The organism is Reyranella sp. GW821-FHT14A01, assembly GCF_058803965.1.
Window position 1 is genome coordinate 18,835 of record NZ_JBXAPM010000012.1, and the last position, 22,107, is coordinate 40,941.

At 66.9% G+C, this 22,107-nt stretch carries 21 protein-coding genes; 9 read left to right on the forward strand and 12 right to left on the reverse strand.

Features of this window, described 5'->3' with window-relative positions; translation table 11 throughout:
* Positions 1 to 2: 2 nt before the first annotated feature.
* The 7 genes from AC1ROX_RS21200 to AC1ROX_RS21230 form a co-directional block, all read right to left on the reverse strand.
* Positions 3 to 605, reverse strand: coding sequence for a PqiC family protein (locus AC1ROX_RS21200; protein WP_493128816.1), 603 nt, complete (start codon positions 603 to 605; stop codon positions 3 to 5).
* Positions 602 to 2,326: a PqiB family protein gene (locus AC1ROX_RS21205; RefSeq protein ID WP_493128817.1), complete on the reverse strand. Its 1,725-nt coding sequence runs from the start codon at positions 2,324 to 2,326 to the stop codon at positions 602 to 604. Before AC1ROX_RS21205 ends, AC1ROX_RS21200 begins: the two co-directional genes overlap by 4 nt.
* A 30-nt stretch (positions 2,327 to 2,356) precedes the next feature.
* On the reverse strand, positions 2,357 to 5,242 hold the full coding sequence (locus AC1ROX_RS21210; RefSeq protein WP_493128819.1) for a DNA translocase FtsK: 2,886 nt from the start codon (positions 5,240 to 5,242) through the stop codon (positions 2,357 to 2,359).
* Positions 5,243 to 5,257: 15 nt separating this feature from the next.
* Positions 5,258 to 6,463, reverse strand: a complete 1,206-nt coding sequence (locus tag AC1ROX_RS21215; protein ID WP_493128821.1) for an aminotransferase class I/II-fold pyridoxal phosphate-dependent enzyme — start codon at positions 6,461 to 6,463, stop codon at positions 5,258 to 5,260.
* Between the two features lie 305 nt (positions 6,464 to 6,768).
* Positions 6,769 to 7,107: a P-II family nitrogen regulator gene (locus AC1ROX_RS21220; RefSeq protein ID WP_493128823.1), complete on the reverse strand. Its 339-nt coding sequence runs from the start codon at positions 7,105 to 7,107 to the stop codon at positions 6,769 to 6,771.
* Positions 7,108 to 7,290: 183 nt separating this feature from the next.
* Positions 7,291 to 8,628: an ammonium transporter gene (locus AC1ROX_RS21225; RefSeq protein WP_493128825.1), complete on the reverse strand. Its 1,338-nt coding sequence runs from the start codon at positions 8,626 to 8,628 to the stop codon at positions 7,291 to 7,293.
* Between the two features lie 43 nt (positions 8,629 to 8,671).
* A complete protein-coding gene (locus AC1ROX_RS21230; protein WP_493128827.1) occupies positions 8,672 to 9,010 on the reverse strand; it encodes a P-II family nitrogen regulator in 339 nt (112 codons plus the stop codon).
* Positions 9,011 to 9,264: 254 nt separating this feature from the next.
* On the opposite strand from AC1ROX_RS21230, the gene AC1ROX_RS21235 reads away from it, so the two are divergent.
* The 5 genes from AC1ROX_RS21235 to AC1ROX_RS21255 all read left to right on the forward strand — a co-directional run bounded on the left by AC1ROX_RS21235 (position 9,265) and on the right by AC1ROX_RS21255 (position 13,974).
* A complete protein-coding gene (locus AC1ROX_RS21235; protein ID WP_493128829.1) occupies positions 9,265 to 10,053 on the forward strand; it encodes a TorF family putative porin in 789 nt (262 codons plus the stop codon).
* A 61-nt stretch (positions 10,054 to 10,114) separates the two neighbouring features.
* Complete coding sequence (locus tag AC1ROX_RS21240; protein WP_493128831.1) at positions 10,115 to 11,374, forward strand: UbiH/UbiF/VisC/COQ6 family ubiquinone biosynthesis hydroxylase; 1,260 nt, start codon at positions 10,115 to 10,117, stop codon at positions 11,372 to 11,374.
* A 26-nt stretch (positions 11,375 to 11,400) separates the two neighbouring features.
* Positions 11,401 to 11,874, forward strand: coding sequence for a GNAT family N-acetyltransferase (locus tag AC1ROX_RS21245; RefSeq protein WP_493128833.1), 474 nt, complete (start codon positions 11,401 to 11,403; stop codon positions 11,872 to 11,874).
* 74 nt (positions 11,875 to 11,948) lie between these two features.
* The gene (locus AC1ROX_RS21250; RefSeq protein ID WP_493128835.1) at positions 11,949 to 12,926 is read left to right on the forward strand and encodes a CobW family GTP-binding protein; all 978 of its coding nucleotides are present in this window, start codon (positions 11,949 to 11,951) and stop codon (positions 12,924 to 12,926) included.
* A 4-nt stretch (positions 12,927 to 12,930) separates the two neighbouring features.
* The gene (locus tag AC1ROX_RS21255; protein ID WP_493128837.1) at positions 12,931 to 13,974 is read left to right on the forward strand and encodes a WD40 repeat domain-containing protein; all 1,044 of its coding nucleotides are present in this window, start codon (positions 12,931 to 12,933) and stop codon (positions 13,972 to 13,974) included.
* 4 nt (positions 13,975 to 13,978) lie between these two features.
* Here the strand turns inward: AC1ROX_RS21255 and AC1ROX_RS21260 are convergent, their stop codons facing one another.
* Entirely contained in the window at positions 13,979 to 15,184 is a 1,206-nt protein-coding gene (locus AC1ROX_RS21260; protein WP_493128839.1) for a Bcr/CflA family multidrug efflux MFS transporter, read from the reverse strand.
* 53 nt (positions 15,185 to 15,237) lie between these two features.
* On the opposite strand from AC1ROX_RS21260, the gene AC1ROX_RS21265 reads away from it, so the two are divergent.
* Genes AC1ROX_RS21265 through AC1ROX_RS21280 form a run of 4 tightly spaced genes read left to right on the forward strand, consistent with a single transcriptional unit; the run spans position 15,238 to position 18,698 of the window.
* Complete coding sequence (locus AC1ROX_RS21265; protein ID WP_493128841.1) at positions 15,238 to 16,026, forward strand: HesA/MoeB/ThiF family protein; 789 nt, start codon at positions 15,238 to 15,240, stop codon at positions 16,024 to 16,026.
* Positions 16,023 to 16,412, forward strand: a complete 390-nt coding sequence (locus AC1ROX_RS21270; RefSeq protein WP_493128843.1) for a DsrE family protein — start codon at positions 16,023 to 16,025, stop codon at positions 16,410 to 16,412. The genes AC1ROX_RS21265 and AC1ROX_RS21270 overlap by 4 nt, the downstream gene beginning before the upstream one ends.
* A gap of 16 nt (positions 16,413 to 16,428) precedes the next feature.
* The gene (locus tag AC1ROX_RS21275) at positions 16,429 to 17,406 is read left to right on the forward strand and encodes an adenosine kinase (protein WP_493128845.1); all 978 of its coding nucleotides are present in this window, start codon (positions 16,429 to 16,431) and stop codon (positions 17,404 to 17,406) included.
* On the forward strand, positions 17,403 to 18,698 hold the full coding sequence (locus AC1ROX_RS21280; RefSeq protein WP_493128847.1) for an AmpG family muropeptide MFS transporter: 1,296 nt from the start codon (positions 17,403 to 17,405) through the stop codon (positions 18,696 to 18,698). Before AC1ROX_RS21275 ends, AC1ROX_RS21280 begins: the two co-directional genes overlap by 4 nt.
* Positions 18,699 to 18,918: 220 nt before the next feature.
* On the opposite strand, the gene phoB is transcribed toward AC1ROX_RS21280, so the two are convergent.
* Genes phoB through pstA form a run of 4 tightly spaced genes read right to left on the reverse strand, consistent with a single transcriptional unit; the run spans position 18,919 to position 22,107 of the window.
* The gene (phoB, locus tag AC1ROX_RS21285) at positions 18,919 to 19,611 is read right to left on the reverse strand and encodes a phosphate regulon transcriptional regulator PhoB (RefSeq protein WP_493129299.1); all 693 of its coding nucleotides are present in this window, start codon (positions 19,609 to 19,611) and stop codon (positions 18,919 to 18,921) included.
* Positions 19,612 to 19,661: 50 nt separating this feature from the next.
* Positions 19,662 to 20,372: a phosphate signaling complex protein PhoU gene (gene phoU, locus AC1ROX_RS21290; protein WP_493128848.1), complete on the reverse strand. Its 711-nt coding sequence runs from the start codon at positions 20,370 to 20,372 to the stop codon at positions 19,662 to 19,664.
* A gap of 32 nt (positions 20,373 to 20,404) precedes the next feature.
* Entirely contained in the window at positions 20,405 to 21,229 is an 825-nt protein-coding gene (gene pstB / locus AC1ROX_RS21295; protein ID WP_493129300.1) for a phosphate ABC transporter ATP-binding protein PstB, read from the reverse strand.
* Between the two features lie 5 nt (positions 21,230 to 21,234).
* On the reverse strand, positions 21,235 to 22,107 hold the full coding sequence (gene pstA / locus AC1ROX_RS21300; protein ID WP_493128850.1) for a phosphate ABC transporter permease PstA: 873 nt from the start codon (positions 22,105 to 22,107) through the stop codon (positions 21,235 to 21,237).

Below are 22,107 nucleotides of genomic sequence, written 5' to 3' on the forward strand. Positions count from 1 at the left end.
CGTTACTGGAGAAGCGTGGCGATGCCGTCCGACAGCTCGCCCAGGGCATCGCTCATGGCGGCGACATGGCCCGGCGTGTCCGGCGTCGGCACGGGCCGGGTGATCGAGAAGTTGCGCGCCGCCGTCCGGGCCGGCCGGTTGAACTGGATGGCGACCTGGGCCAGCAGGACGACGTTGCCCGCCTTGTCGGCGTCGAAGCGCTGGATGTCGATGCCGACGGTGGCATAGGGATCCATCGTGATCGAACCGGCCTCGCTGTAGACTTGGCTGCCGGGCAGGCGCTGCGAGAGTTCGAGCACGATCGTGCGCGACAGCATCCCGCCCACCGGCTCGCCCCACCAGGCATTGGAACGGACGTCGAGCTTGAAGTCCTCGGTCGAGCGGACGATCTCCTTGCGGTCGAGATAACCCGGCAGGCCGATGTCGCGCACCTGCACGATGCGCGGTCCGCGCGACAGCACGGGACCGGGGCGCACCGACAGCGTGTAAAGCGTCGGCTCCGGAGAGGAGCCGCAGGCCTGCAGCGCCGGCGCCGCGAGGAGCGGAAGGGCGAGGAGGCCGAAACGGCGGCGGCCGAGGCGAGTGCCGAAGCGAGTGGAGATCATTCCTTGCCCGTGTTGGTGCGGCCCTTGATCAGGGCCTCGGGGTGACGCGACAGAAGGTCGGCCAGGGCGCGGATCGAGCGCGCGGCGTCGGTGATCTGCGGCAGCAGGCGGTCGAGGTCGCGATGGAACTTCGACGTGTCGCCGTAGCCCTTGTCGACGGAGCCGATCAGCTTGTTGGCCTTGGTGACGGCGTCCTGCAGCTGAAGGGCGATGTCGGGCAGGCGCTTCAGCGCCGGCGTCGCGTCGGCATCGAGCTTGCGGGCGATGTCCTGCACGTCGATCATCGCCTTCTCCAGCGCCGCCAGGGTCGCCTTGATCTGCGGCCCGTTGACCGTCTGGTCGATGCCGGTGGCGGCGCTGAGCAGGCTATTGCCGATCCTGTCGAAGTCGATGCGGTTGATCTTGCTCAACAGTTCGCTGGCCGAGGCGGTGATGCTGTCGAAGCCGCCGACTTCAGCGGCCGGAATGACGTAGTGATCGCCTTCCTTGGCGAGATCGGCCGGCTTGCTGTCCGGCACGACCTCCAGCGAGATGATCTTCTGCGGGCTGATCAGGCTCGGCGCCTGCAGGGTGGCGCGCAGGCCGCGCTTGATCATCTCCTCGGCGACGTTGATGGGCTCCATGCCCTGCGCCTTGGCAAGGTTGCTGACGCGACCGGCTTCGACGCGATAGTGGACGGGCGCCACGACGCGATCAGTCTTCGGGTCATAGACCAGTCCGACACGGGTGACCTCGCCGATCTTGAGGCCGTGGAACCTGACTTCGGCCCCTTCGGTGACACCGGCGACCGAGCCCGGGAAGTAGGAGATCAACTTGATCTGCTGGCCGAAGCCCGCCGACTTGGCCTCCTCGATATTGGGATAGAGCCTGAAGCGCTGGCCCTCCGAGCTGATCGGTGCAGTCGAGTCATGCGCCGTGTCGAATGCGATGCCGCCCAGCAGGATGGCGCGCAGCGATTCCATCTGGATGTTGAGGCCGTTGGCGCCGAGCGAGACCGACAGGCCGGACGCATTCCAGAAATTGGAGTCGTTGCGCACGTAGCGGTCGAATGGCGCGCGCACGAAGGCATGGATGGCGACGCGGCTGGCGAGATCGTGGAGATCCCAGCCCAGCACCGTGCCGACCTCGATGTCGCGGAAGAAGATCGGGGCGCCGAGGCTGATCGACCCCAGTCGTGCCGTATCGAGCCGGAACGTGGTGCCCTTCACCGAGGCCTGCAGGATCGGCGGATCCTCCTGGCCCACGAAATCGCGCTTGGCCACGCCCGGCGCGGTCGAGGGCCGCATGCCGATATAGGAGCCGGACAGGATGGTCTCGAGACCGGAGATGTTGCCGGCGAAGAGCTGCGGCTTCACCACCCAGAAGATCGTCTTGTCGGTGAGGAGCGCTTCGGCTTCCTTCACCGTCTCGATCTCCACCAGCACCTTGGACAGGTCGGGCGGGATGGTGATGCTCCTCACCGTGCCCATGACGACGTTGCGGTACCGGAGCTGCGACTGGCCGGCCGTGAGGCCGGCGGCACTGTCGAAGGAGACAATGATGGTCGGGCCGCGCTTGGAGAAAGTGTCCCAGGCGAGCCAGCCGGCGATCAGCGCCGTCAGGATGGGCACGATCCAGACGAGCGGGAGGCGCCGCCGGTGACGGACCGAGGCCGTCGCGGCGGGCGCGCTTCCCGCAGCTTGTGGCCTCGGGATGGATCCTGGCGGGGCTTGATCGCTCATCGTTCCTCGTTCGCCCCGGGTGAGGGGGGCTCAGCGCTCGCGATTGTCGATGTCGCGGGCCAGGACTTCGCGCTTACCGACGTGGTTGGCGGAGCTGACCACGCCCTCGCGCTCCATGCGCTCGACGATGCGGGCGGCCCTGTTATAGCCGATCTGGAGGTAGCGCTGGATGAAAGACGTGCTGCATTTCCGCTCGCGGGCGACCAGGGCGATGGCCTGGTCGTAGAGCTGGTCGCTCTCGCTCTCCTCGCCCTCGCCCGGTAGCCCCGTACCTTCGCCCTCGCCGTCGGGATCGTCGGTGACCGATTCGATATAGGCCGGCGCGCCCTGGGCGCGCAGGTGGCGGACCACCTCCTCGACCTCGCCGTCACTGACGAACGGGCCGTGAACACGAGCGATCTTGCCGCCGCCGGCCATGTACAGCATGTCGCCCTGGCCCAGCAGCTGCTCGCCGCCCTGCTCGCCCAGGATGGTGCGGCTGTCGATCTTGGACGTCACCTGGAAGGAGATTCGGGTCGGGAAGTTTGCCTTGATGGTGCCGGTGATGACGTCGACCGACGGGCGCTGCGTGGCCATCACGACATGGATGCCGGCGGCGCGCGCCATCTGCGCCAGGCGCTGCACGGTCGCCTCGATCTCCTTGCCCGCGACCAGCATCAGGTCGGCCATCTCGTCGATGATGACGACGATGAAGGGCAACGGCGAAAGGTCCATCTCCTCGTCTTCGAAGGTGGGCTTGCGCGTCTCGGGATCGATGCCGGTCTGGACCTTGCGGGTCAGCACGCCGCCCTTGCGCGCCGTCTCGGCGAGCTTCTCGTTGTAGCCCGCGATGTTGCGCACGGCGACCGCGCTCATGGCGCGATAGCGGTCCTCCATCTCGCGCACCACCCACTTCAGGGCGACGATCGCCTTGCGCGGCTCGGTGACGACCGGCGTCAGCAGATGCGGGATGTCCTGGTAGACGCTGAGTTCCAGCATCTTCGGGTCGATCATGATGAAGCGGCACTGGTTCGGCGACAGCCGGTAGAGCAGCGACAGGATCATGGTGTTGACCGCCACCGACTTGCCCGAGCCGGTGGTGCCGCCGATCAGCAGATGCGGCATGCGGGCGAGGTCGGCGATGACCGGATCGCCGCCGATATCCTTGCCCAGCGCCAGCGGCAGGGCGAGACGGCCATCCTCGTAGTGCTTGGTCGACAGCAGCTCGCGCAGGAACACCGTCTCGCGCTTGGCGTTGGGCAGCTCGATGCCGATGACGTTGCGGCCCGGCACGGTCGCGACGCGCGCGGAGACCGCACTCATCGAGCGGGCGATGTCGTCGGCCAGACCGATGACCCGGCTCGACTTCGTTCCGGGCGCGGGCTCCAGCTCGTAGAGCGTCACGACCGGACCCGGCCGCACCTTCACGATCTGTCCCTTCACGCCGAAATCGTCGAGCACCGTCTCGAGCAGGCGCGCATTCTGCTCCAGCGCCTCCTCGTCGATCTTGGGCTGGGCGTTGACCCGCGAGGGCAGCGACAGGATATCGAGCGGCGGCAGCTGGTACTCGCTCCCGAGAGCGAGTTCGCGCTGGCCGGCCTTGGCCGCGCGCTTGCCCTGTGCGGCGGCCGACTTGCGCGGCACGATCTTGACGGCCGGGGTGGCTACAGGCGCCACGGCAGGCTGCTCGACGTCGAGCGTATTGTCGGGCGCAAAGGGATTCTCGTCGGACTGGTCGTACGCCTGCTCGTCGACCGGCTCTTCGGCCACGGGCTGGTGCGGCACCGGCGCGGCGACCGGCTGCGGCGCCTCATAAAACTCTTCGTCGGCGACGGGCTGCCGGTAGTGCTGCGCGGGCGGCGCGGCCTCATGGCCCCCGAAGCCAGGCTCGATCCGTTCGGCCGTGTGCACGGAAGCCGGCGCCGCGCGGCGCATGAAGGGCTCGATGCGCATGCCGCCGGTGAGGCGGCTGAGGAAGGTGCGCTCCTGCACGCGCGACGGCGCAGCTTCGTCCAGCACCGGCGAATGCATCCGAAGCCCCTCGGGCGCTTCCGGGATCTCGTCGGCCGGCCGTTCGATCGGCGCATAGGGCGCGTCGACCATCAGCGAATCGCGGGCCGGCATCGACGTGCCTTCCTCGGGGATCTGCTCGTAGCGGTTCTCGAAGCGCGCCGGATCGTACTGGCTGGCGTCGATCTCGCCCGGGATCTCGGCATAGCCGATGTGCGGCGCCGGCGGCTCGTTCTCTTCTTCCAGCGCCTGCGGCTTGCCGCGCCACAGCTCGACGGCCGCGCGCATGGCCCACACGCTCCACAGGAAGGGCGCGCGCAGGATGCGGAAGATCAGCGGCAGGTCGGTGCGGTTCATGCCCAGCGCCGGCGCCATCGCGATGAAGGCGAGGGCCGCCGCGCCCGGCTCGATGAAGGTCAACGCGCCGCCGCTCGAATGGGTGAGGACCAGCTCGCGGAAGCGGCCGACCAAGGCGAGGCCGACCAGGCCGCCCGGCCCGGCATGGGTGGCGGCGCCGCCGACATCGCCCAGGCCCACACAGGCCACACTCATCATCAGCAGCGCCAGCAGCAGCAGCGAGAGCCGCAGCCCGAAGAAGCCGAGATGATGGGTGCGCACCATGCGGACGCCCCAGGTGATGAAGGCGACCGGCGCCAGGATGATGGCGAGGCCGAAGGTCTGCAGCAGCAGGTCGGAGATATAGGCGCCGGGCAGGCCGAGCAGGTTGTTGGGCGCCCGCGCCGTGGCGTGGTTGAGCGAGGGATCGCCGGGGCTGTAGGTGAACAGCGCCATCATCAGCATCAGGCCGAAGCCCGCCACGCCAACGCCCACGATCTCCATCATGCGGCGGCGCAGGAAATCGCGCCCGCCCTCCGGCAGGATGGAGGTCTTGGGCTGCAACGCTGAAGAGACGCTCAGCATGGCCATGCGCGGTTGCGCTCCCTACAGAACGGCCGCGAGGCGCTGGAGCCCCTCGCGTGTGGTCTTCTCGTCGTGCACCAGCGCCACGCGGATGTAGCGCTCGGCCGTGTTGATTCCGTTGGTTTCGCGGCAGGCATAGGCGCCCGGCAGCACCTTGACGTGCGCCTCGCCCCATAGCTTGCGCGTGGCCTCCTCGCCGTCGCCGACGTCGAGCCACAGGAAGAAGCCGCCGCCCGGCGTATAGTAGGAGAAGCGGTTGTGCAGGATCTGCTCGGCGACGCGGAAATTCTTCGCGTACCATTCGCGCGTCTGGACCGGATGCGTCTCCTCGCGCCACAGCGCGGCCGACGCCTTCTGGACAGCGAACGGGATCTGCGGGCCGCCATAGGTGCGCCAGCGCAGCACCATCGCCACGAGCTTGGGATCGCCCGCCATGAAGCCCGAGCGCAGGCCCGCGGCGTTCGAGCGCTTCGACAGCGAGTGGAAGACCACGAGGTTCTGGAAAGGATCCTTGAGCCCGGTCTCGTCGATCTCGAGCGCCGCTTCGAGCGCGCCCGGCGGCGGAGCGCCGGTGTAGATCTCGGCGTAGCACTCGTCGACCGCCAGCACGGTGTCGTACTTGCGGCAGAGCTTCAGCAGCCGCTGCAGGTAGTCCTTGCCGGCGATGGCGCCCTGCGGATTGGCCGGCGAGCAGAGGTAGACGACCGACAGGCGCTTCCAGGTCGCCTCGTCGAGGCTCTCATAGTCCGGCAGGAAGCCGTTCGAGGCCTCGGCATTGACCAGCAGCGGCTCGCCGCCCGAGAGGACCGCGCCGCCGAGATAGGCCTGGTAGAACGGGTTGGGCAGCGCGACGATCGGCTTGGCGCCGCCCTTCTCCTGCGGCGTCGCCACCGTGGAGATGATGTAGACGCCTTCCTTGCTGCCGGCCGTCGGATGGACATGCACGTTCGGATCGAGCAGGCCCTCGGGCAGCTTGTAGCGCCGCGTCAGCCACTCGCAGATCGCAAGGTTGAGGTCGGGCAGGCCCTGGTTCGGCGGATAGCGGTTCCAGCCGTCGACCTCGTCCATCACGATCTGGCGCGCGAAGGCGGGCATCGCGCCCTGCGGCTCGCCGACCGACATGTTGATCATCGACAGATGCGCCGGCGGCGTGATGGGAGCGATCAGCGAGTTCAGCCGCGCAAACGGGAAATCGGTCAGCGTCTCGGTCAGGCGCGGATTGAACATTCTCGTATCCAATGGCCGAACCGGCCGAACAAAAAACACGGTGCCAGCCGAAAGCGGCCAGCCTATCGCCACATTCTAGGGAACAAATTAGCCAGTCACAACAAGGGAATAGGCTTGTTTCTTGAGATGCTGGAAGGGCTTGCGGCCGGGTCTGGTCCAACCACAAGCAGTGGTTCGGTCAAGGCGCCGCAGGGGGCGGCGAAACTGCCTATTCCGTGATCACCTGCGATCGCTCTTTCTTCAACGCTCTCGGACATTGCCCGGAGGCAATGTCCTGACGCTCCTCGGACCGAGCTTCGCTCGGCCTACAGCGCGTTGGAGCCCGACTCGCCGGTGCGGATCCGCACGGCCTGCTCGACCGGCGTGATGAAGATCTTGCCGTCGCCGATCTTGCCGGTATGGGCGGCCTTCTGGATGACCTCGATGGCGCGCTCGACCTGGCTGTCGTCGACCACGATCTCGATCTTCACCTTGGGCAGGAAGCTCACGAGGTACTCGGCGCCGCGATAGATCTCGGTCTGGCCCTTCTGGCGGCCGAAACCCTTGACCTCGCTCACCGTCAGGCCCGACACGCCGACACCGGTCAGCGCGTCGCGCACCTCGTCGAGCTTGAACGGTTTGATGATGGCGGACACGAGCTTCATTTGCTTCCCCTCCGGCCTTTCGGCATGCCGCGACAGACTGGCGTCTGGCGCGGACGGCGTCAAATTACAGACAGAAAAAGGGCCCGGCGGGAGAGTGCCGGGCCCCAGTGTCCGCCGCGATGGAGCGGCGGATGAGAGGGAACCAGGAGGAGAGGGGTTCCCGATCTCGATGGACGAGACGACTTAGTGGATCGTCTCGCCGTGCATGTTGATGTCGAGGCCTTCGATCTCTTCCTCGGCCGTCACGCGCAGCCCGATCAGGGCGTCTACGACCTTGAGGATGATGAAGGTGGCGACCGCGCACCAGGCGATGCAGACCAGCGTGCCCCAGAGCTGCGTCAGGACCTGGCCGGCATTGCCGTCGATCAGACCCTTCTTGCCCTCGCCGCCGATCACTTCGACGGCGAAGACGCCGGTCAGGATGGCGCCGACGAAGCCGCCGATGCCGTGCACGCCGAACGCGTCGAGCGAGTCGTCGTAGCCCATCGCCTTCTTGAGGCCGGTGGCGCCCCAGAAGCAGACCAGGCCGGCGACGATGCCGATGGCCAGCGAGCCCATCGGGTTGACGAAGCCGGAGGCCGGGGTGATCGCGACGAGGCCGGCAACCGCACCCGAGATGATGCCGAGGACCGACGGCTTGCCGCGCGTCACCCACTCCGCGAACATCCAGGCCAGAGCCGCCGCGGCCGTGGCGAACTGCGTCACCGCCATCGCCATGCCGGCGTTGGGGCTGGCGCCGACCGCGGAGCCGGCGTTGAAGCCGAACCAGCCCACCCACAGGAGGGAGGCGCCGATCACCGAGTAGACCAGGTTGTGCGGCGCCATGTTCTCGGTGCCGTAGCCCTTGCGCTTGCCCAGGACGAGGGCGCAGACGAGGCCCGCCACGCCGGCATTGACGTGCACGACGGTGCCGCCGGCGAAGTCGAGGACGCCCCAGTCGCCCAGGAAGCCGCCGCCCCACACCCAGTGGGCGATCGGCGCGTAGACGATCAGCGACCACAGCGCCATGAACCACATCATGGCCGAGAACTTCATGCGCTCGGCGAAGGCGCCGGCGATCAGGGCCGGCGTGATGATGGCGAAGGTGAGCTGGAAGCACATGAAGACGGTCTCGGGGATCGTCTTGGCCAGGTCATGCACGCTGTCGAGGGCGAGGCCCGCCATGAAGATGCGGCTGAGGCCGCCCAGGATCGAGCTGCCCGGCGTGAAGGCGAGGCTGTAGCCGACGACCAGCCAGATGATCGAGATCAGGCAGGTGATGGCGAAGCTCTGCATCACCGTCGACAGCACGTTCTTCTTGCGGACCATGCCGCCGTAGAACAGGGCGAGGCCGGGGATGGTCATCATCAGCACGAGTGCCACAGAGACGAGCATCCACGCCGTGTCGCCGGTATCGAACTTGGGCGCCGCCGGAGCGGCCGGAGCCGGCGTCGCGGCGGCCTGGGCCAGCGCCAGCGCTGGCAGGAACAGTGCCGCGGCGGCCCCTGCGCCCGCAAGCACTGAATTGGTCTTGAACTTCATCGTTATCGTCCCCTGGTTCTTGAGTTGATTGTCGTGTGTCGGATCACAGAGCTTCGATACCGGACTCGCCGGTGCGGATGCGGACCGCCTGCTCGACCGGCATGACGAACACCTTGCCGTCGCCGATCTTGCCGGTGCCCGCCGCCTTGCGGATGGTCTCGACCGCGCGCTCGACCAGGATGTCGTCGATCACGACCTCGATCTTCACTTTCGGCAGGAAGCTCACGGCGTATTCAGCGCCGCGATAAATCTCGGTCTGGCCCTTCTGCCGACCGAACCCCTTCACTTCACTCACGGTCAGGCCCTGGATCCCGAGCGACGTCAGGGCGTCCCTGACTTCGTCGAGCTTGAAGGGCTTGAAGATTGCCACGATCATTTTCATTTGCGCCTGTCCTCCAACGGGCGGCACGCCCGCCCCCAAAGTTTGATTCGTCGAGAGCAAGAGCCGTGCCAACACATTGTGAGAACTTGGCCGCGCGACTTGGCACGCCCCTTGCAGGGATTGGGGCGGAAACAAGTCATAAGTCTTTGGGGGTGGTCGTGTTGCTTAAAAAACTAGCTATTCTGGGCACTGCAGTGGTCACGACGTGTGCAGCCAACGTAGCGTATGCACAGGGTACGCCAAATCCGCAGACCGTGACGGTTACGCAGGATCAGCAGACGGCTCAGGGCACGCCTGATCCGGCGACGGCGGCCCCGCCGGAGAAGGAGACGTGGAAGGCGCCGTTCGGCGGCACCTTCACCGCCGGCCTCGCCGTCCTCAACGAATACTCCTACCGCGGTATCTCGCAGACCCAGCGCCAGGTCGCCGTCCAGGGCTCGCTCGGCTACGAGACCGCCCCGGTCAGCGAGAAGGTCCCCCTCACCGCCTATCTCGGCGCCTGGGGCTCCAACGTCGACTTCCCCGGCACCGGCACATGGGCCGAAATCGACGTCGTCACCGGCCTCAAGCTCAAGCTCCTCGACGACAAGCTCACCTTCGACCTCGGCTACATCCGCTACAACTACCTCGGCGCCCCGGCCAATCTCTCCTACGACTTCAACGAGTTCGGCCTCGTCGCCGGCTACGATTTCGGCGTCGCCCAGGTCAGCGCCGCCGTCCGCTACAGCCCCAACTTCTTCGCCAACTCCGGAAACGCCTGGTACAAGTGGGCGTCCGTCACCGTGCCGCTCCCCTTCATCCAGGTGAACGAGAACGTCGCCTTCAAGGCCTTCGGCACCATCGGCAATCAATACGTCGAGCGCTTCACCAACTACGGCATCCCCAACAACAACTACTGGGACTGGCAGCTCGGCCTCGTCATCTCCGTCTACGGCTTCGACCTCTCCGCCGCCTATACCGGCACCAACCTCAGCGTCCAGGACTGCCTCGGCACACAGAACTGCGCCAGCCGCGTCATCGTCGGTATCTCCAAGACGTTCTGATCGCAGGACCATTTGACCATAGAGGGTTGCCGCCCCGCGGGGCGGCTGCCATCTATGGTCCATGGATAGCCGTCCTTTCGACCTTGCTGTCGTAGGCGCGGGCCTCAACGGCAGCCTTCTTGCCCTCGCTGCCGGTGAAACGGGGCTCTCGACCGCGCTCATCGACCGCGTGCCGCTCGCTTCGCTGACCGAGGCGGGCTTCGACGGCCGCACCACCGCCATCGCCTATACCAGCCAGCGCCTGTTCGCGGCCCTCGGCCTCTGGGACGAGCTGGCATCGGTTGCCGAACCGATCCGCGACATCCGCATCTCCGATGCCGGCCATGACGGCCGCGCCAGTCCCCTCTTCCTCCATTTCGACCATCGCGAAGCCGCCGAGGAGAATGAACCCGCGGCGCCGATGGGCTGGATCATCGAGAACCGCTTCCTGCGCGCGGCCCTGCTGCGCCGGCTCGCCACCTGCCCCAAGGTCGAGCTCGTGTCGCCCGACGAGGTGGTCGAGAGCCAGCGCGAGACCCATCGCGCCAGCCTGGTGCTGAAGAGCGGCCGCCGCATCGCCACCCGCCTGATCGCCTCGGCCGAAGGACGCTTTGGCTCGATGCGCGAGGAGGCCGGCATCGGCGCACGCAGCTGGTCCTACGAGCAGATCGCGATCGTCCTGGTGGCGCACCATGCCCAACCTCATCGCGGCATCGCGCAGGAGAAATTCCTGCCCGGCGGTCCCTTCGCCATCCTGCCGATGACGGACGGGCCGAACGGCGAGCATCGTTCGTCGATCGTGTGGACCGAGCGGGCCGACCTCGCGCGCCGCCTGCTCGAGCTCGACGAACCGCGCTTCCAGGTCGAGTTCGCGCGGCGCTTCGGCGATCATCTCGGCCATGTCGCGCCGGCCGGACCGCGCTGGTCGTATCCGCTGCGCCTCGTCCATGCCGAGCGCTACATCGACACGCGGCTGGTGCTGGTGGGCGACGCCGCGCACGGCATCCATCCCATCGCGGGCCAGGGCTACAATCTCGGCGTTCGCGACATCGCGGCGCTGGTCGAGGTGCTGGTCGACGCCAAGCGGCTCGGCCTCGATGTCGGCGGCGCCGACACGCTCGAGCGCTATGCGCAATGGCGCCGCGCCGACAATCTCACCATGGTCGCCGCCACCGACCTGCTGAACCGCCTGTTCTCCAACGACATCACGCCGCTCAGGCTGGTGCGCGACGCGGGCCTCGCCGCGGTGAACCGCGTGCCGGCGCTGCGCAAGTTCTTCGTCCGCCACGCGATGGGCCTGGTCGGCGACCTGCCCAAGCTGATCAGGGGCGAACGGCCCTGACTCTTGCCATCAAGGCGTTGGAGACGGTGCGACTTCGGCTGCGCCCGCGCACGCTGGAAGATCTCGAAGAGATCATGGCGATGGACACGGATCCCCTAGTGCGGCGCTACTTCACCGGCCCGTTCGATCCCGTCGCGCATCGGGCCGACATTCAGTCCAACATCCACAACGGCCCAAAGCCTGGTGAATGGCGCTGGGTGATCGAATGGCTGGGCCGGCCCGGATTCCTCGGCCAATGCGGCGTACGGGCCTCACACCTTCCCGGCGTGAGCGAACTCAGTTGGCGGCTGGTGCCATCGGCATGGGGCCAGGGGATCGCCAGCGAAGCCGGCGCCGCGATGATTGGCTATTTGCGCGGCGAGGCCGGCATTGGGCCGCTCGCGGCCTTGATCCATCCCGACAATGCCGCTTCGCTGGCGGTGGCGCGCAAGCTTGGACTGAGACCAGCGGGCGAAACCATCGCCTGGAATGCCCGCCAGATCATCTATCGGCTGGATTGACCGGCTGACGGGCCCCGGCTGGACTCCGGCCCCTTGCCACCCTATCTCAGGGGCCAATTTTCAAGGACCTTCACATGGCCAGCCCTCAGACATCGGCGCAAGTGCCCGTCACCGTGCTCACCGGCTATCTCGGCGCCGGCAAGACCACGCTTCTCAACCGGATCCTGAGCGAGCAGCACGGCAAGAAATACGCCGTCATCGTGAATGAATTCGGCGAGCTGGGCATCGACAACGACCTCGTGGTGAATGCCGACGAGGAAGTGTTCGAGATGAACAACGGCTGCATCTGCTGCACCGTGCGCGGCGACCTGATCCGCATCATCGAAGGGCTGATGAAGCGCAAGGACAAGTTCGACGGCATCCTGGTCGAGACGACCGGCCTCGCCGATCCCGGCCCCGTCGCGCAGACCTTCTTCACCGACGACGACGTCAAGGCCAAGACGCGCCTCGACGCCATCGTCACGGTCATCGACGCCAAGCACTTCTTCGGCCAGCTCGAGCAGGGCAGCGAGGCCGAGCAGCAGGTGGCCTTCGCCGACGTGATCCTGCTCAACAAGACCGACCTGGTGAGCCCCGACGAGCTCAAGAAGGTCGAGGACAAGATCCGTGGCATCAACCGCTACGCCCGCATCTTCCACACGCAGAAGAGCCAGATCGAGCTCGATGCGATCCTCGACAAGGGCGCGTTCGACCTCGGCCGCATCCTCGAGTTCGAGCCCGACTTCCTGCACAGCGGCCACGACCATCATCACGAGGACGAGGTCAGGAGCCTGTCGATCACCGCCGACCGGCCGGTCGATCCCGACAAGTTCCAGAAGTGGATGGGCGCGCTGCTGCAGATCAAGGGCGCCGACATCTTCCGCAGCAAGGGCATCCTCGCCATCGACGGCGCGCCGCGCCGCTACGTCTACCAGGGCGTCCACATGATGATGGACAGCGCCTGGGGCACGCTCTGGAAGGATGGCGACAAGCGGTCGAGCAAGCTGGTCTTCATCGGCCGCAACCTCGACGGCGACAACCTGCAGCGCGGCTTCGAAGAGTGCCTGAAGTAACACCGTGAAGATCGATCTCGCCAACCCGGCCTGGCAGCAGACCCTGCCGCCGGCCCGTTCCGTCGCGACCGACGCACCCGTCGCCGCCTGCGCCTTCAACAAGGACGGCACGACCGTCGCCTTCGCGCTGGGCGACGGCCAGGTCCGTCTCCTGCCCGCCGACATCGCGGCGCCGGCGCCCGACGCGGCGCCACCCGTTCACAACGGCGTCGTGCTGTCGCTGGTCGGCGATCCAACAAGCGATGGCTTCGTGAGCGGCGGCGACGATGGACGTGTGCTGCGCATCGCCGCCGACGGTTCGGCGACGGAGCTGCTGGCGCAGAAGGGCAAGTGGATCGAGCATCTCGTCGCCCACAAGACCGGCGCGGTCGCCGCCTCTTCGGCCAGGAACATGTTCCTGTTGCGCGACGGCGAGGTCCGCGAATTCGGCCCGCACCCGAGCACGGTGGCGGGTCTCGACTTCAGCAAGGACGGCAGCCGGGTCGCCTGCGCGCATTACGGCGGCATCACGGTGTGGAGCCTGAGCAAGGAAGTCGTTCTGCCGCCGCGCCGCTTCGCCTGGCAGGGCAGCCACGTGGCGTTGCGCTGGAGCACCGACGGCAAGTTCATCGCGACGGGCACGCAGGAAAACGACATCCATGTCTGGCGCGTGGCGCAGGCCACCGACATGCGCATGCAGGGCTATCCCGCCAAGGTGAAGTCGCTGTCGTGGACCGCCGACGCGCGCTTCCTCTACACCTCCTCGCAGCCGGTCTTCACGGCCTGGCCCTTCTCCGGCAAGGGCCCCGAAGGCAAACCGCCGCTGCAGTTCGGCGACGAGGGCGCCGGCCTCATGACGGTGGTCGCCGCTCATCCTTCCGCCGAGTTCGTGGCCGGCGGCTACGATTCGGGTGAACTCCAGCTCGGCGACATCAGGACCAGGCGCTCGGTCGTGCTGAAGATGGCCGATGGCGCGGCGATCACCTGCCTCGCCTGGTCGCCGGATGGTTTCAAGCTGGCCGTCGGCAACGACCGCGGCGATCTCCTGACGATCGATTTGCGGCGCTAACTCGTCAGCCCCGCCGCACCAGCGCGCGGTGGGAAACGAGGCAGAGGATGCCGGCGATGCCCATCGCGGTCGTCATCGGCGCGATGGTGCCGTCGAAGGTCTGGCCGACGATGGCGCCGAAGATCGCGCCGGCGCCGAACGTCATGACGCCCATCAGCGACGACGCCGTGCCCGCCATGTGCGGGTAACGTTGCATCGCCATCGCCGTCGAATTGGGCGCGATCAGGCTCAGCGTCGCGATCTGGAAGACCAGGCAGACCAGGAAGGGCCACAGGCCGATCGTGCCGTAGCGCGCCTCGATCCAGCCCATGACCATCGCCGCCGCGCCGGACACCGCCGGCACGATCACCGCGAAGCGCAGGATGCGCCCGGCTCCGAGGAGGCGCACGAACCGCGCATTGAGCAGGCTGCCGATGGTCATGAAGACCACCATGCCGCCGAACACCACGCCGTAGAAGCGGGGCGAGATCCCGTAGCGCTCGATGAAGACGAACGGCGACCCCGAGATGTATGAGAACAGGGCGGCGAACATGAAGGACGAGGTCAGGGCGTAGCCGATGAAGGTGCGCGTGGTCAGCAGCTCGCCGAACCGCTTCAGGATCTGGGTGAAGACCAGCGGCTGGCGATACTCCGGCTTCAGCGTCTCGGGCAGGTGGAACCAGGCGACGACGAAGGCGATCACGCCGGCGGACGCCAGCACCCAGAAGATGGTGCGCCAGCCGGCAAACCACATCACCTGGCCACCGATCACCGGCGCCAGCATCGGCGCGATCGAGGTGCAGGCCATCATGAGCGACATGGCGCGCGCGGCGTGATCCTTTTCGGCAAGGTCGCGGACCATCGTGCGCGCCAGCACGACGCCACCGCAGGCGGCGAGGCCCTGCAGGAAACGAAGGGCGATGAGATGGCCTGCCTCCGCGGCAAACGCACAACCGATGCTCGCCAGCATGTAGATCACCAGGCCGATCAGGATGACCGGGCGGCGGCCGAACCGGTCGCCCGCCGGGCCATAGAAGACCTGGCCCACGCCGAAGGCGATCATGAAGGCCGACAAGGTGAGCTGAATGTCGCCGACCGAGGATCGGAGATCGACTGCGATCACCGGCAGGGCCGGCAGGTACATGTCGATCGAAAGCGGGGTGAAGGCCGACAGCAGCGCGAGCACCGCGAGGAGGAGCGGCGTCAGCGTCGGACGAGTTGTGGTGTTCATTGCGCGATGGCTCTACAGGCATCCATGGCATCTCACCATGCTATAAGCGGACCATGACATCGCTGCCTGACCTGTCGGAAACGCAGATCCGCCGCTACGCGCGACATATCGTGCTGGCGGAGATTGGCGGCATCGGCCAGTCGCGGCTGATCGCGGCGAAGGTCCTGGTGGTCGGCGCCGGCGGCCTCGGCGCACCCCTCCTGCAGTATCTCGCGGCGGCCGGAATCGGCACCTTGGGCGTGATCGACCACGACACGGTCGATCTTTCCAACCTGCAGCGCCAGGTGATTCACCGCACGTCCGACGTGGGCGTTTCCAAGGTCGAAAGCGCACGGCGCGCGCTGCATGACATCAATCCCGAAGTGCAGGTGCAGGCGCATGACGAGCGCCTCACGGCGGAGAATGCCGACCGCATCCTCGCCGCCTACGACATCGTGGCCGACGGCAGCGACAACTTCGCCACGCGCTACCTGCTGAACGATTCCTGCTTCCGCCTGCGCAAGACGCTGGTCGCTGCGGCCATCCTGCGCTTCGACGGCCAGATCTCGACCTACAAGGCCTGGCAGGGCGCGGGCCATCCCTGCCTGCGCTGCCTGTTTCCCGAGGCCCCTTCGGAAGAGGCCGTGCCGAGCTGCGCGCAGGCCGGCGTCCTGGGGGCGCTGGCCGGCACGCTGGGCACGCTGCAGGCCACCGAGGTGGTGAAGGAGATCCTGGGGGTCGGCCGCTCGCTCTCGGGCTCGCTCCTGATGTACGACGCGCTCAATGCCTCGTTCGAGACGCTGGCGGTCACCAAGCGACCCGATTGCCCGACCTGCGGCACCTCTGCGGGAGCAGGCGCATGAGCGAAGGCGGCGTCTCCGTCATCCTGCGCTCCGACGATTACGAGAGCGCCCATTACGGCCTGGCGCTCGCGGCGGCCGCGCTGGCCGTCAACAAGCCAGCCGTTCTGTTCTTCACCATGGGCGGCATCCGCGCCCTGCAGGGCCCGCCCCCGCCCCTTCGCGACTGGGATCGCGACGCGGCAAACCGGGCGCGCGGCGTCGGCGACTTCGAGACCTTGCTGCAAGCCTGTATCGAGCTTGGCGCGCGCGTGATCGTGTGCGAAATGGGCCTGCGGTCGCTCGACATCGATCGTGCGAGCCTGCGGGCCGACGTCCCGTTCACGGTCGCCGGCATCGTGACCTTGCTGGAAGAGACCAAGCCGGGCATGCACCTGGTATCACTGTGATCCTGTGGGAGACTTCATGACATCCGTGCCCTTCGACGTGCTGGGAATCGGCAACGCCATCGTCGACGTCATCTCGCGCTCCGACGAAGCCTTCCTCGGCAAGCATGGCCTGGTGAAGGGCAGCATGATGCTGATCGACGAAGCCCGTGCCGAGCAACTCTACGAGGGCATGGGTCCCGGTGTCGAAGTATCGGGCGGCTCCTGCGGCAACACGATGGCCGGCATCGCCTCGTTCGGCGGCAAGGGCGCCTATATCGGCAAGGTGCGCAACGACCAGCTGGGCAAGGTCTTCGGCCACGACCTCAAGGCGACCGGCGTGTCCTTCGCCACGCCGGCTGCGACCGAGGGTCCGGCGACGGCGCGCTGCCTGATCCTGGTGACGCCCGACGCCCAGCGCACCATGAATACCTATCTCGGCGCCTGCACGGGCCTCGGGCCGGCCGACATCGACACCAAGCTCGTCGCCTCCGCGCAGGTCACCTATGTCGAAGGCTATCTCTGGGATGCGCCGGCTGCCAAGCAGGCGGTGCTCAAGGCCTTCGACGCCGCCCGCGCCGCCGGCCGCAAGGTCTCGATCACGCTCTCGGATTCCTTCTGCGTCCATCGCTATCGCGACGAGTTCCGCGACCTGATCCGCGACAAGGTCGACATCCTGTTCGGCAACGAGGCCGAGATCAAAGCGCTCTACGAGGTCGAGACCTTCGAGGAAGCGCTCGCGGCCACACGCAAGGAGGCGAAGATCGCCGCCCTCACGCGCAGCGAGAAGGGCTCGGTCGTGATCAAGGGCAGCGAGACCTATGAAGTCCCGGCGGCTCCCGTCTCGAAGGTCGTCGACACGACCGGCGCCGGCGATCTCTACGCCGCGGGCTTCCTGTTCGGCTTCACCCATGGCAAGTCGCTGGCCGAATGCGCGCGGCTGGGCGGCATCGCCGCGGCCGAGGTCATCTCCCATGTCGGCGCGCGGCCCGAGCAGGCGCTGAAGGCGCTGATTTGAGCCTGGGCCAGAGCAGCCAGTCGACCTGGGGTCGCTGGCTCAAGGCGGCCGAGGTCTATCGCGACCGCCGCCAGCTCATCATCCTGCTGATGGGCTTCTCCAGCGGCATGCCTCTGCTGCTGACGCTTTCAGTGCTGACCTACTGGATGGCCAAGGTCGGCGTCGATCTCACGACGATTGGATTTTTCGCCCTCGTCGGCACGCCTTACGCCTTCAAGTTCGCGTGGGCGCCACTCGTCGACCAGATGCCGCTGCCGGTGCTCGACCGCCTGCTCGGCCGCCGGCGAAGCTGGATGCTCCTGGCCCAGGTCGGCATCTTCCTGTCGACGCTCGGCATGGCCTTCAGCGATCCGGTCAACGCGCCTTGGACCACCGCCTTGGCTGCCGTGGCCGTCGCCTTCTTCTCCGCAACCCAGGACATCGCGGTCGACGCCTATCGCATCGAGATCCTGAACGACGACGAACAGGGCGCCGGCTCGGCAACGACCCAGCTCGGTTATCGGATTGCGCTCTGGATCGTCGATGCCATGGCGCTGCTGTTGCCCAGCTTCCTGCCCTGGTCGACCGTGCTCAGCCTGATCGCCGTGCTGATTCTCGTCGGCGTTGCCACGACGCTCTTTGCCGAGGAACCCAAGGCGCTGCGCCCGCGTCTCCACTCGGCCAATGCCTGGATCAAGGAAGCGGTCATCCGGCCGTTCGCCGAGTTCCTCGCCTATCGCGGCTGGGTGATCATCCTGTTGTTTGCGCTGCTCTACAAATACGGCGATGCGCTGGGCGGCACGATGGCACGGCCGTTCTACAATGCGCTGGGCTTCACCGGCCCGGAGATATTCGGAGTCACCAAGAGCTTCGGCGTTGCGGCAACCATCCTGGGCGGACTGATCGGTGGCGTCATGGTGGCGCGCTACGGCCTGTTCAAGTCGCTGCTCGTCGCCGGCATCCTGCAAGCGGTGACAAATCTCCTGTTCTCCTGGCAGGCCCAGGTCGGCCACGATCTCTTCGTCCTCACCATCGCGATCAGCGCCGACAATTTCACCGGCGCGTTGGGCGGCGTCGCCTTCATCGGCTACCTGTCGAGCCTCTGCACCACCGGCATGGCGGGCACTCAATATGCCTTGCTGACTTCGTTGATGGCGTTCGGCCGCACCACCCTGTCGGCGGGCGGCGGCTGGATGGCGGCAGAAACCGGCTGGACCACGTTCTGGATGCTGACCACGCTGCTGGCGATCCCGGGCCTGATGTTGCTGCTCTGGCTCTGGCGATCGGCACAAAAAGAAACCCCTCCTTCCTGACGGAAGGAGGGGTCAGTAAATCGGCTGCGGGTATCGTGCCCGAGCCGGGGGAACCGGCCCATTCCGGAAGCGGGGCGTGGGATGCCGGCCGGGAATGGGCGCACCCTTCCTAGGGGCTCGAGGCTACGGAACCATGACTGATAATGTGGAAAACCCAGCGGCCCTGTGGGCCAATTCCCCTGCCTTCAGGCAAGGGGAAACGGCAGAAGAGGGGCGGGGGTCAGCTCGGCGTCGAGTCGAGCGCGTAGCCGGCGGCGCGGACGGTGCGGATCACGTCGGCGTGGCTCTCGCCGTTCAGCGCGATGCGCAGGCGGCGGATGTGGACGTCGACGGTGCGGGCCTCGACATAGACGTCCTTGCCCCACACCGAATCGAGGAGCTGCTCGCGCGAGAAGACGCGACCGGGATGCTCCATGAAATGGCGCAGCAGGCGGAACTCGGTGGGGCCGAGATGGAGCGGCTTGCCGCCGCGCGTCACGCGATGCGCCACCAGGTCCATGACGATGTCGGCATAGGACAGCGCCTCGTCGGCCAGCGCCGGGCGGATGCGCCGCAGGACGGCGCGGATGCGCGCCACCAGCTCGGTGGGCGAGAAGGGCTTGGGCACGTAGTCGTCGGCGCCGGCGTCGAGGCCGCGCACGCGATCGCCCTCCTCGCCGCGCGCCGTCAGCATGATGATCGGCACGTTGGCGGTCGACGTCTGGCGGCGCAGCTGGCGGCAGACCTCGATGCCCGACATCAGGGGCAGCATCCAGTCGAGCAGGATGAGGTCGGGAACGTCCTCCTGCACCGAGCGCAGCGCCTCCTCGCCGTCATAGGCGACGGCGACCTTGAAGCCCGACTGTTCGAGATTGTAGCGCAGCAGCTCGACCAGAGCCGTTTCGTCCTCGACGATCAGCACCTGCGGCTTCATCGATGAGGTCTGTGCGTCGCGACGCGAAGGACTGGTAGCCACAACCATACTCACGGCGTTTCACTCGCTGCATACATTGCCGCGCTGCCCTTGGGACGGGCCTCGTCGAAGCCGTGGCCGGTCGTGCGGAAGCTCACCAGCTCGGCGATGTTGGTGACGTGGTCGCCGGCGCGCTCGATGTTCTTGGCCATGAACATGAGGTGCGTGCACGCGGTGATCGTGCGCGGATCCTCCATCATGTAGGTGAGCAGCTCGCGGAACAGGCCGGTGTAGACCTGGTCGATCTCCTCGTCGCGCTCCCACACGTCGTGGGCCTTGACCACGTCGCCATTGGCGAAGGCGTCGAGCACGTCCTTGAGCGCGGCCCGTACCAGACGGCCAAGCCGTTCGATGCCGTTCACCGCCGAGACCGGCGCATTGCCCTGGCTCAGCACGATGGTGCGCTTGGCGGTGTTCTTGGCGTAGTCGGCGATGCGCTCGAGCGCCGCCGCGATCTTGATCGACGAGAGTATGACACGCAGGTCGACCGCCATCGGCTGGCGCAGGGCCAGGAGCCGTACGGTCTGTTCCTGCACCGCCACATCGAGCGCGTCGACACGGGCATCGTCGATGATCACCTTCTCGGCGATCTCCGAGTCGCGCTCGCGCAGGGCCCGCAGCGATTGCGCGAGCTGGCTCTCGGCCAGGCCGCCCATCTCGCTGATCGTGGCGCTCAGCCGTTCCAGCTCCTCGTCGAAGCGCTTCAGGGTATGCTCGGGCATGATCTGTCCCTTCTTCTCTTTGTCGTGCCGGCTCAGCCGAAGCGGCCGGTGATGTAGGCCTGGGTGCGCTTGTCGGTCGGGGTGGTGAACAGCGTGGCCGTTGCACCGAACTCGACCAGTTCGCCCAGGTACATGAAGGCGGTGAAGTCGGAAACGCGGGCGGCCTGCTGCATGTTGTGCGTCACGATGACGATCGTGTAGTCCTGCTTCAGCTCGTCGATCAGTTCCTCGATCTTCGCCGTCGAGATCGGATCGAGCGCCGAGCACGGCTCGTCGAACAGGATGACTTCGGGCTTCACCGCCACGGTGCGGGCGATGCAAAGACGCTGCTGCTGGCCGCCCGACAGGCTGAGGCCGCTGGCGTTCAGCTTGTCCTTGACCTCGTCCCACAGGGCGCCGCGACGCAGGGCATGCTCGACCCGGCCGTCGAGTTCCGACTTGGGCAGGTTCTCGTAGAGGCGGACGCCGAAGGCGATGTTCTCGTAGATCGACATCGGAAACGGCGTCGGCTTCTGGAACACCATGCCGATGCGGGCGCGCAGCAGGTTGATATCCTGGCCTTCGCGCAGGAGATTGTCGCCGTCGAACATCACGTCGCCGGTGGCCTTCTGGCCTGGGTAGAGGTCGTACATGCGGTTCAGGATGCGCAGCAGGGTCGACTTGCCGCAGCCCGACGGTCCGATGAACGCCGTCGCCTTGTTGGCGTAGAGCGACATGGTGATGCCCTTGAGCGCCCGGCTGTCGCCGTAGAAGAACTCGAGGTTCTTGATCGAGATCTTGGGCGTGAGCTTCGAGACGTCGAGCTTGGCGTGGGTGGCGACGGGAACGGCGACGCTGGGGCCGTCCGTGGATTGCATGGACATTAGGACTTCCTCGCAGAGGTGAGCGAACGGGCCAGGACGCTGAGTCCCAGAACGGTGACAGTGATCAGGAGCGCGCCGGTCCAGGCGAGCTTCTGCCATTCGGCATAGGGCGACAGGGCGAACTGGAAGATGACCACCGGCAGGCTGGGCATCGGCGCGCTCATGTTCATGCTGAAGAACTGGTTGTTCAGCGCGGTGAACAGGAGCGGCGCGGTCTCGCCGCTGATACGGGCGATGGCCAGGAGGATGCCGGTGACGATGCCCGCCTGCGCCGCACGATAGGCGATGCGGACGATCATGTGGGCCCGCGGCAGGCCGATCGAGGCGGCCGCCTCGCGCAGCGTATCGGGCACCAGCGTGAGCATGTCCTCGGTCGTGCGGACGACAACCGGGATGACGATCACCGCCAGCGCAACGGCGCCCGCCCATCCCGAGAAGTGACCCATCGGCGCCACCAGGATCTCGTAGACGAACAGGCCGATCACGATCGACGGCGCGCTGAGCAGGATGTCGTTGATGAAGCGCACGACGCTCGACAGCTTGTCGTGACGGCCGTATTCCGCGAGGTAGGTGCCGGCCAGGATGCCGATCGGCGTGCCGATCAGCACCGCCAGCACGGTCATCACGATGCTGCCCATGATCGCGTTGAGCAGACCGCCCGCGGCGCCCGGGGGCGGCGTGTTCTCGGTGAACACGGCGAGCGAGAGGCCGCCAATGCCCTGGTAGAGCAGCACGCCGAGGATGAGTACCAGCCAGCCCAGGCCGAAGGCCGTGGCGGCGTACGCCAGGCCCGTGGCGATGGTATTGCGGCGGCGGCGGCCGGCGTAAAGGGGGCTGTCCATGGCAGCCGTCTTGGATGCGGTGGTGGCCAT

What these genes read in the sequence shown, in the direction of transcription:
- pstA (WP_493128850.1), bottom strand. Translation starts at nt 22,107, where the DNA reads ATGGCCACCACCGCATCCAAGACGGCTGCCATGGACAGCCCCCTTTAC.
- AC1ROX_RS21250 (WP_493128835.1), top strand. Translation starts at nt 11,949, where the DNA reads ATGGCCAGCCCTCAGACATCGGCGCAAGTGCCCGTCACCGTGCTCACC.
- phoB (WP_493129299.1), bottom strand. Translation starts at nt 19,611, where the DNA reads ATGAAGCCGCAGGTGCTGATCGTCGAGGACGAAACGGCTCTGGTCGAG.
- AC1ROX_RS21260 (WP_493128839.1), bottom strand. Translation starts at nt 15,184, where the DNA reads ATGAACACCACAACTCGTCCGACGCTGACGCCGCTCCTCCTCGCGGTG.
- AC1ROX_RS21230 (WP_493128827.1), bottom strand. Translation starts at nt 9,010, where the DNA reads ATGAAAATGATCGTGGCAATCTTCAAGCCCTTCAAGCTCGACGAAGTC.
- AC1ROX_RS21240 (WP_493128831.1), top strand. Translation starts at nt 10,115, where the DNA reads ATGGATAGCCGTCCTTTCGACCTTGCTGTCGTAGGCGCGGGCCTCAAC.
- AC1ROX_RS21265 (WP_493128841.1), top strand. Translation starts at nt 15,238, where the DNA reads ATGACATCGCTGCCTGACCTGTCGGAAACGCAGATCCGCCGCTACGCG.
- AC1ROX_RS21200 (WP_493128816.1), bottom strand. Translation starts at nt 605, where the DNA reads ATGATCTCCACTCGCTTCGGCACTCGCCTCGGCCGCCGCCGTTTCGGC.
- pstB (WP_493129300.1), bottom strand. Translation starts at nt 21,229, where the DNA reads ATGCAATCCACGGACGGCCCCAGCGTCGCCGTTCCCGTCGCCACCCAC.
- AC1ROX_RS21205 (WP_493128817.1), bottom strand. Translation starts at nt 2,326, where the DNA reads ATGAGCGATCAAGCCCCGCCAGGATCCATCCCGAGGCCACAAGCTGCG.
- AC1ROX_RS21210 (WP_493128819.1), bottom strand. Translation starts at nt 5,242, where the DNA reads ATGGCCATGCTGAGCGTCTCTTCAGCGTTGCAGCCCAAGACCTCCATC.
- phoU (WP_493128848.1), bottom strand. Translation starts at nt 20,372, where the DNA reads ATGCCCGAGCATACCCTGAAGCGCTTCGACGAGGAGCTGGAACGGCTG.
- AC1ROX_RS21270 (WP_493128843.1), top strand. Translation starts at nt 16,023, where the DNA reads ATGAGCGAAGGCGGCGTCTCCGTCATCCTGCGCTCCGACGATTACGAG.
- AC1ROX_RS21225 (WP_493128825.1), bottom strand. Translation starts at nt 8,628, where the DNA reads ATGAAGTTCAAGACCAATTCAGTGCTTGCGGGCGCAGGGGCCGCCGCG.
- AC1ROX_RS21220 (WP_493128823.1), bottom strand. Translation starts at nt 7,107, where the DNA reads ATGAAGCTCGTGTCCGCCATCATCAAACCGTTCAAGCTCGACGAGGTG.
- AC1ROX_RS21215 (WP_493128821.1), bottom strand. Translation starts at nt 6,463, where the DNA reads ATGTTCAATCCGCGCCTGACCGAGACGCTGACCGATTTCCCGTTTGCG.
- AC1ROX_RS21275 (WP_493128845.1), top strand. Translation starts at nt 16,429, where the DNA reads ATGACATCCGTGCCCTTCGACGTGCTGGGAATCGGCAACGCCATCGTC.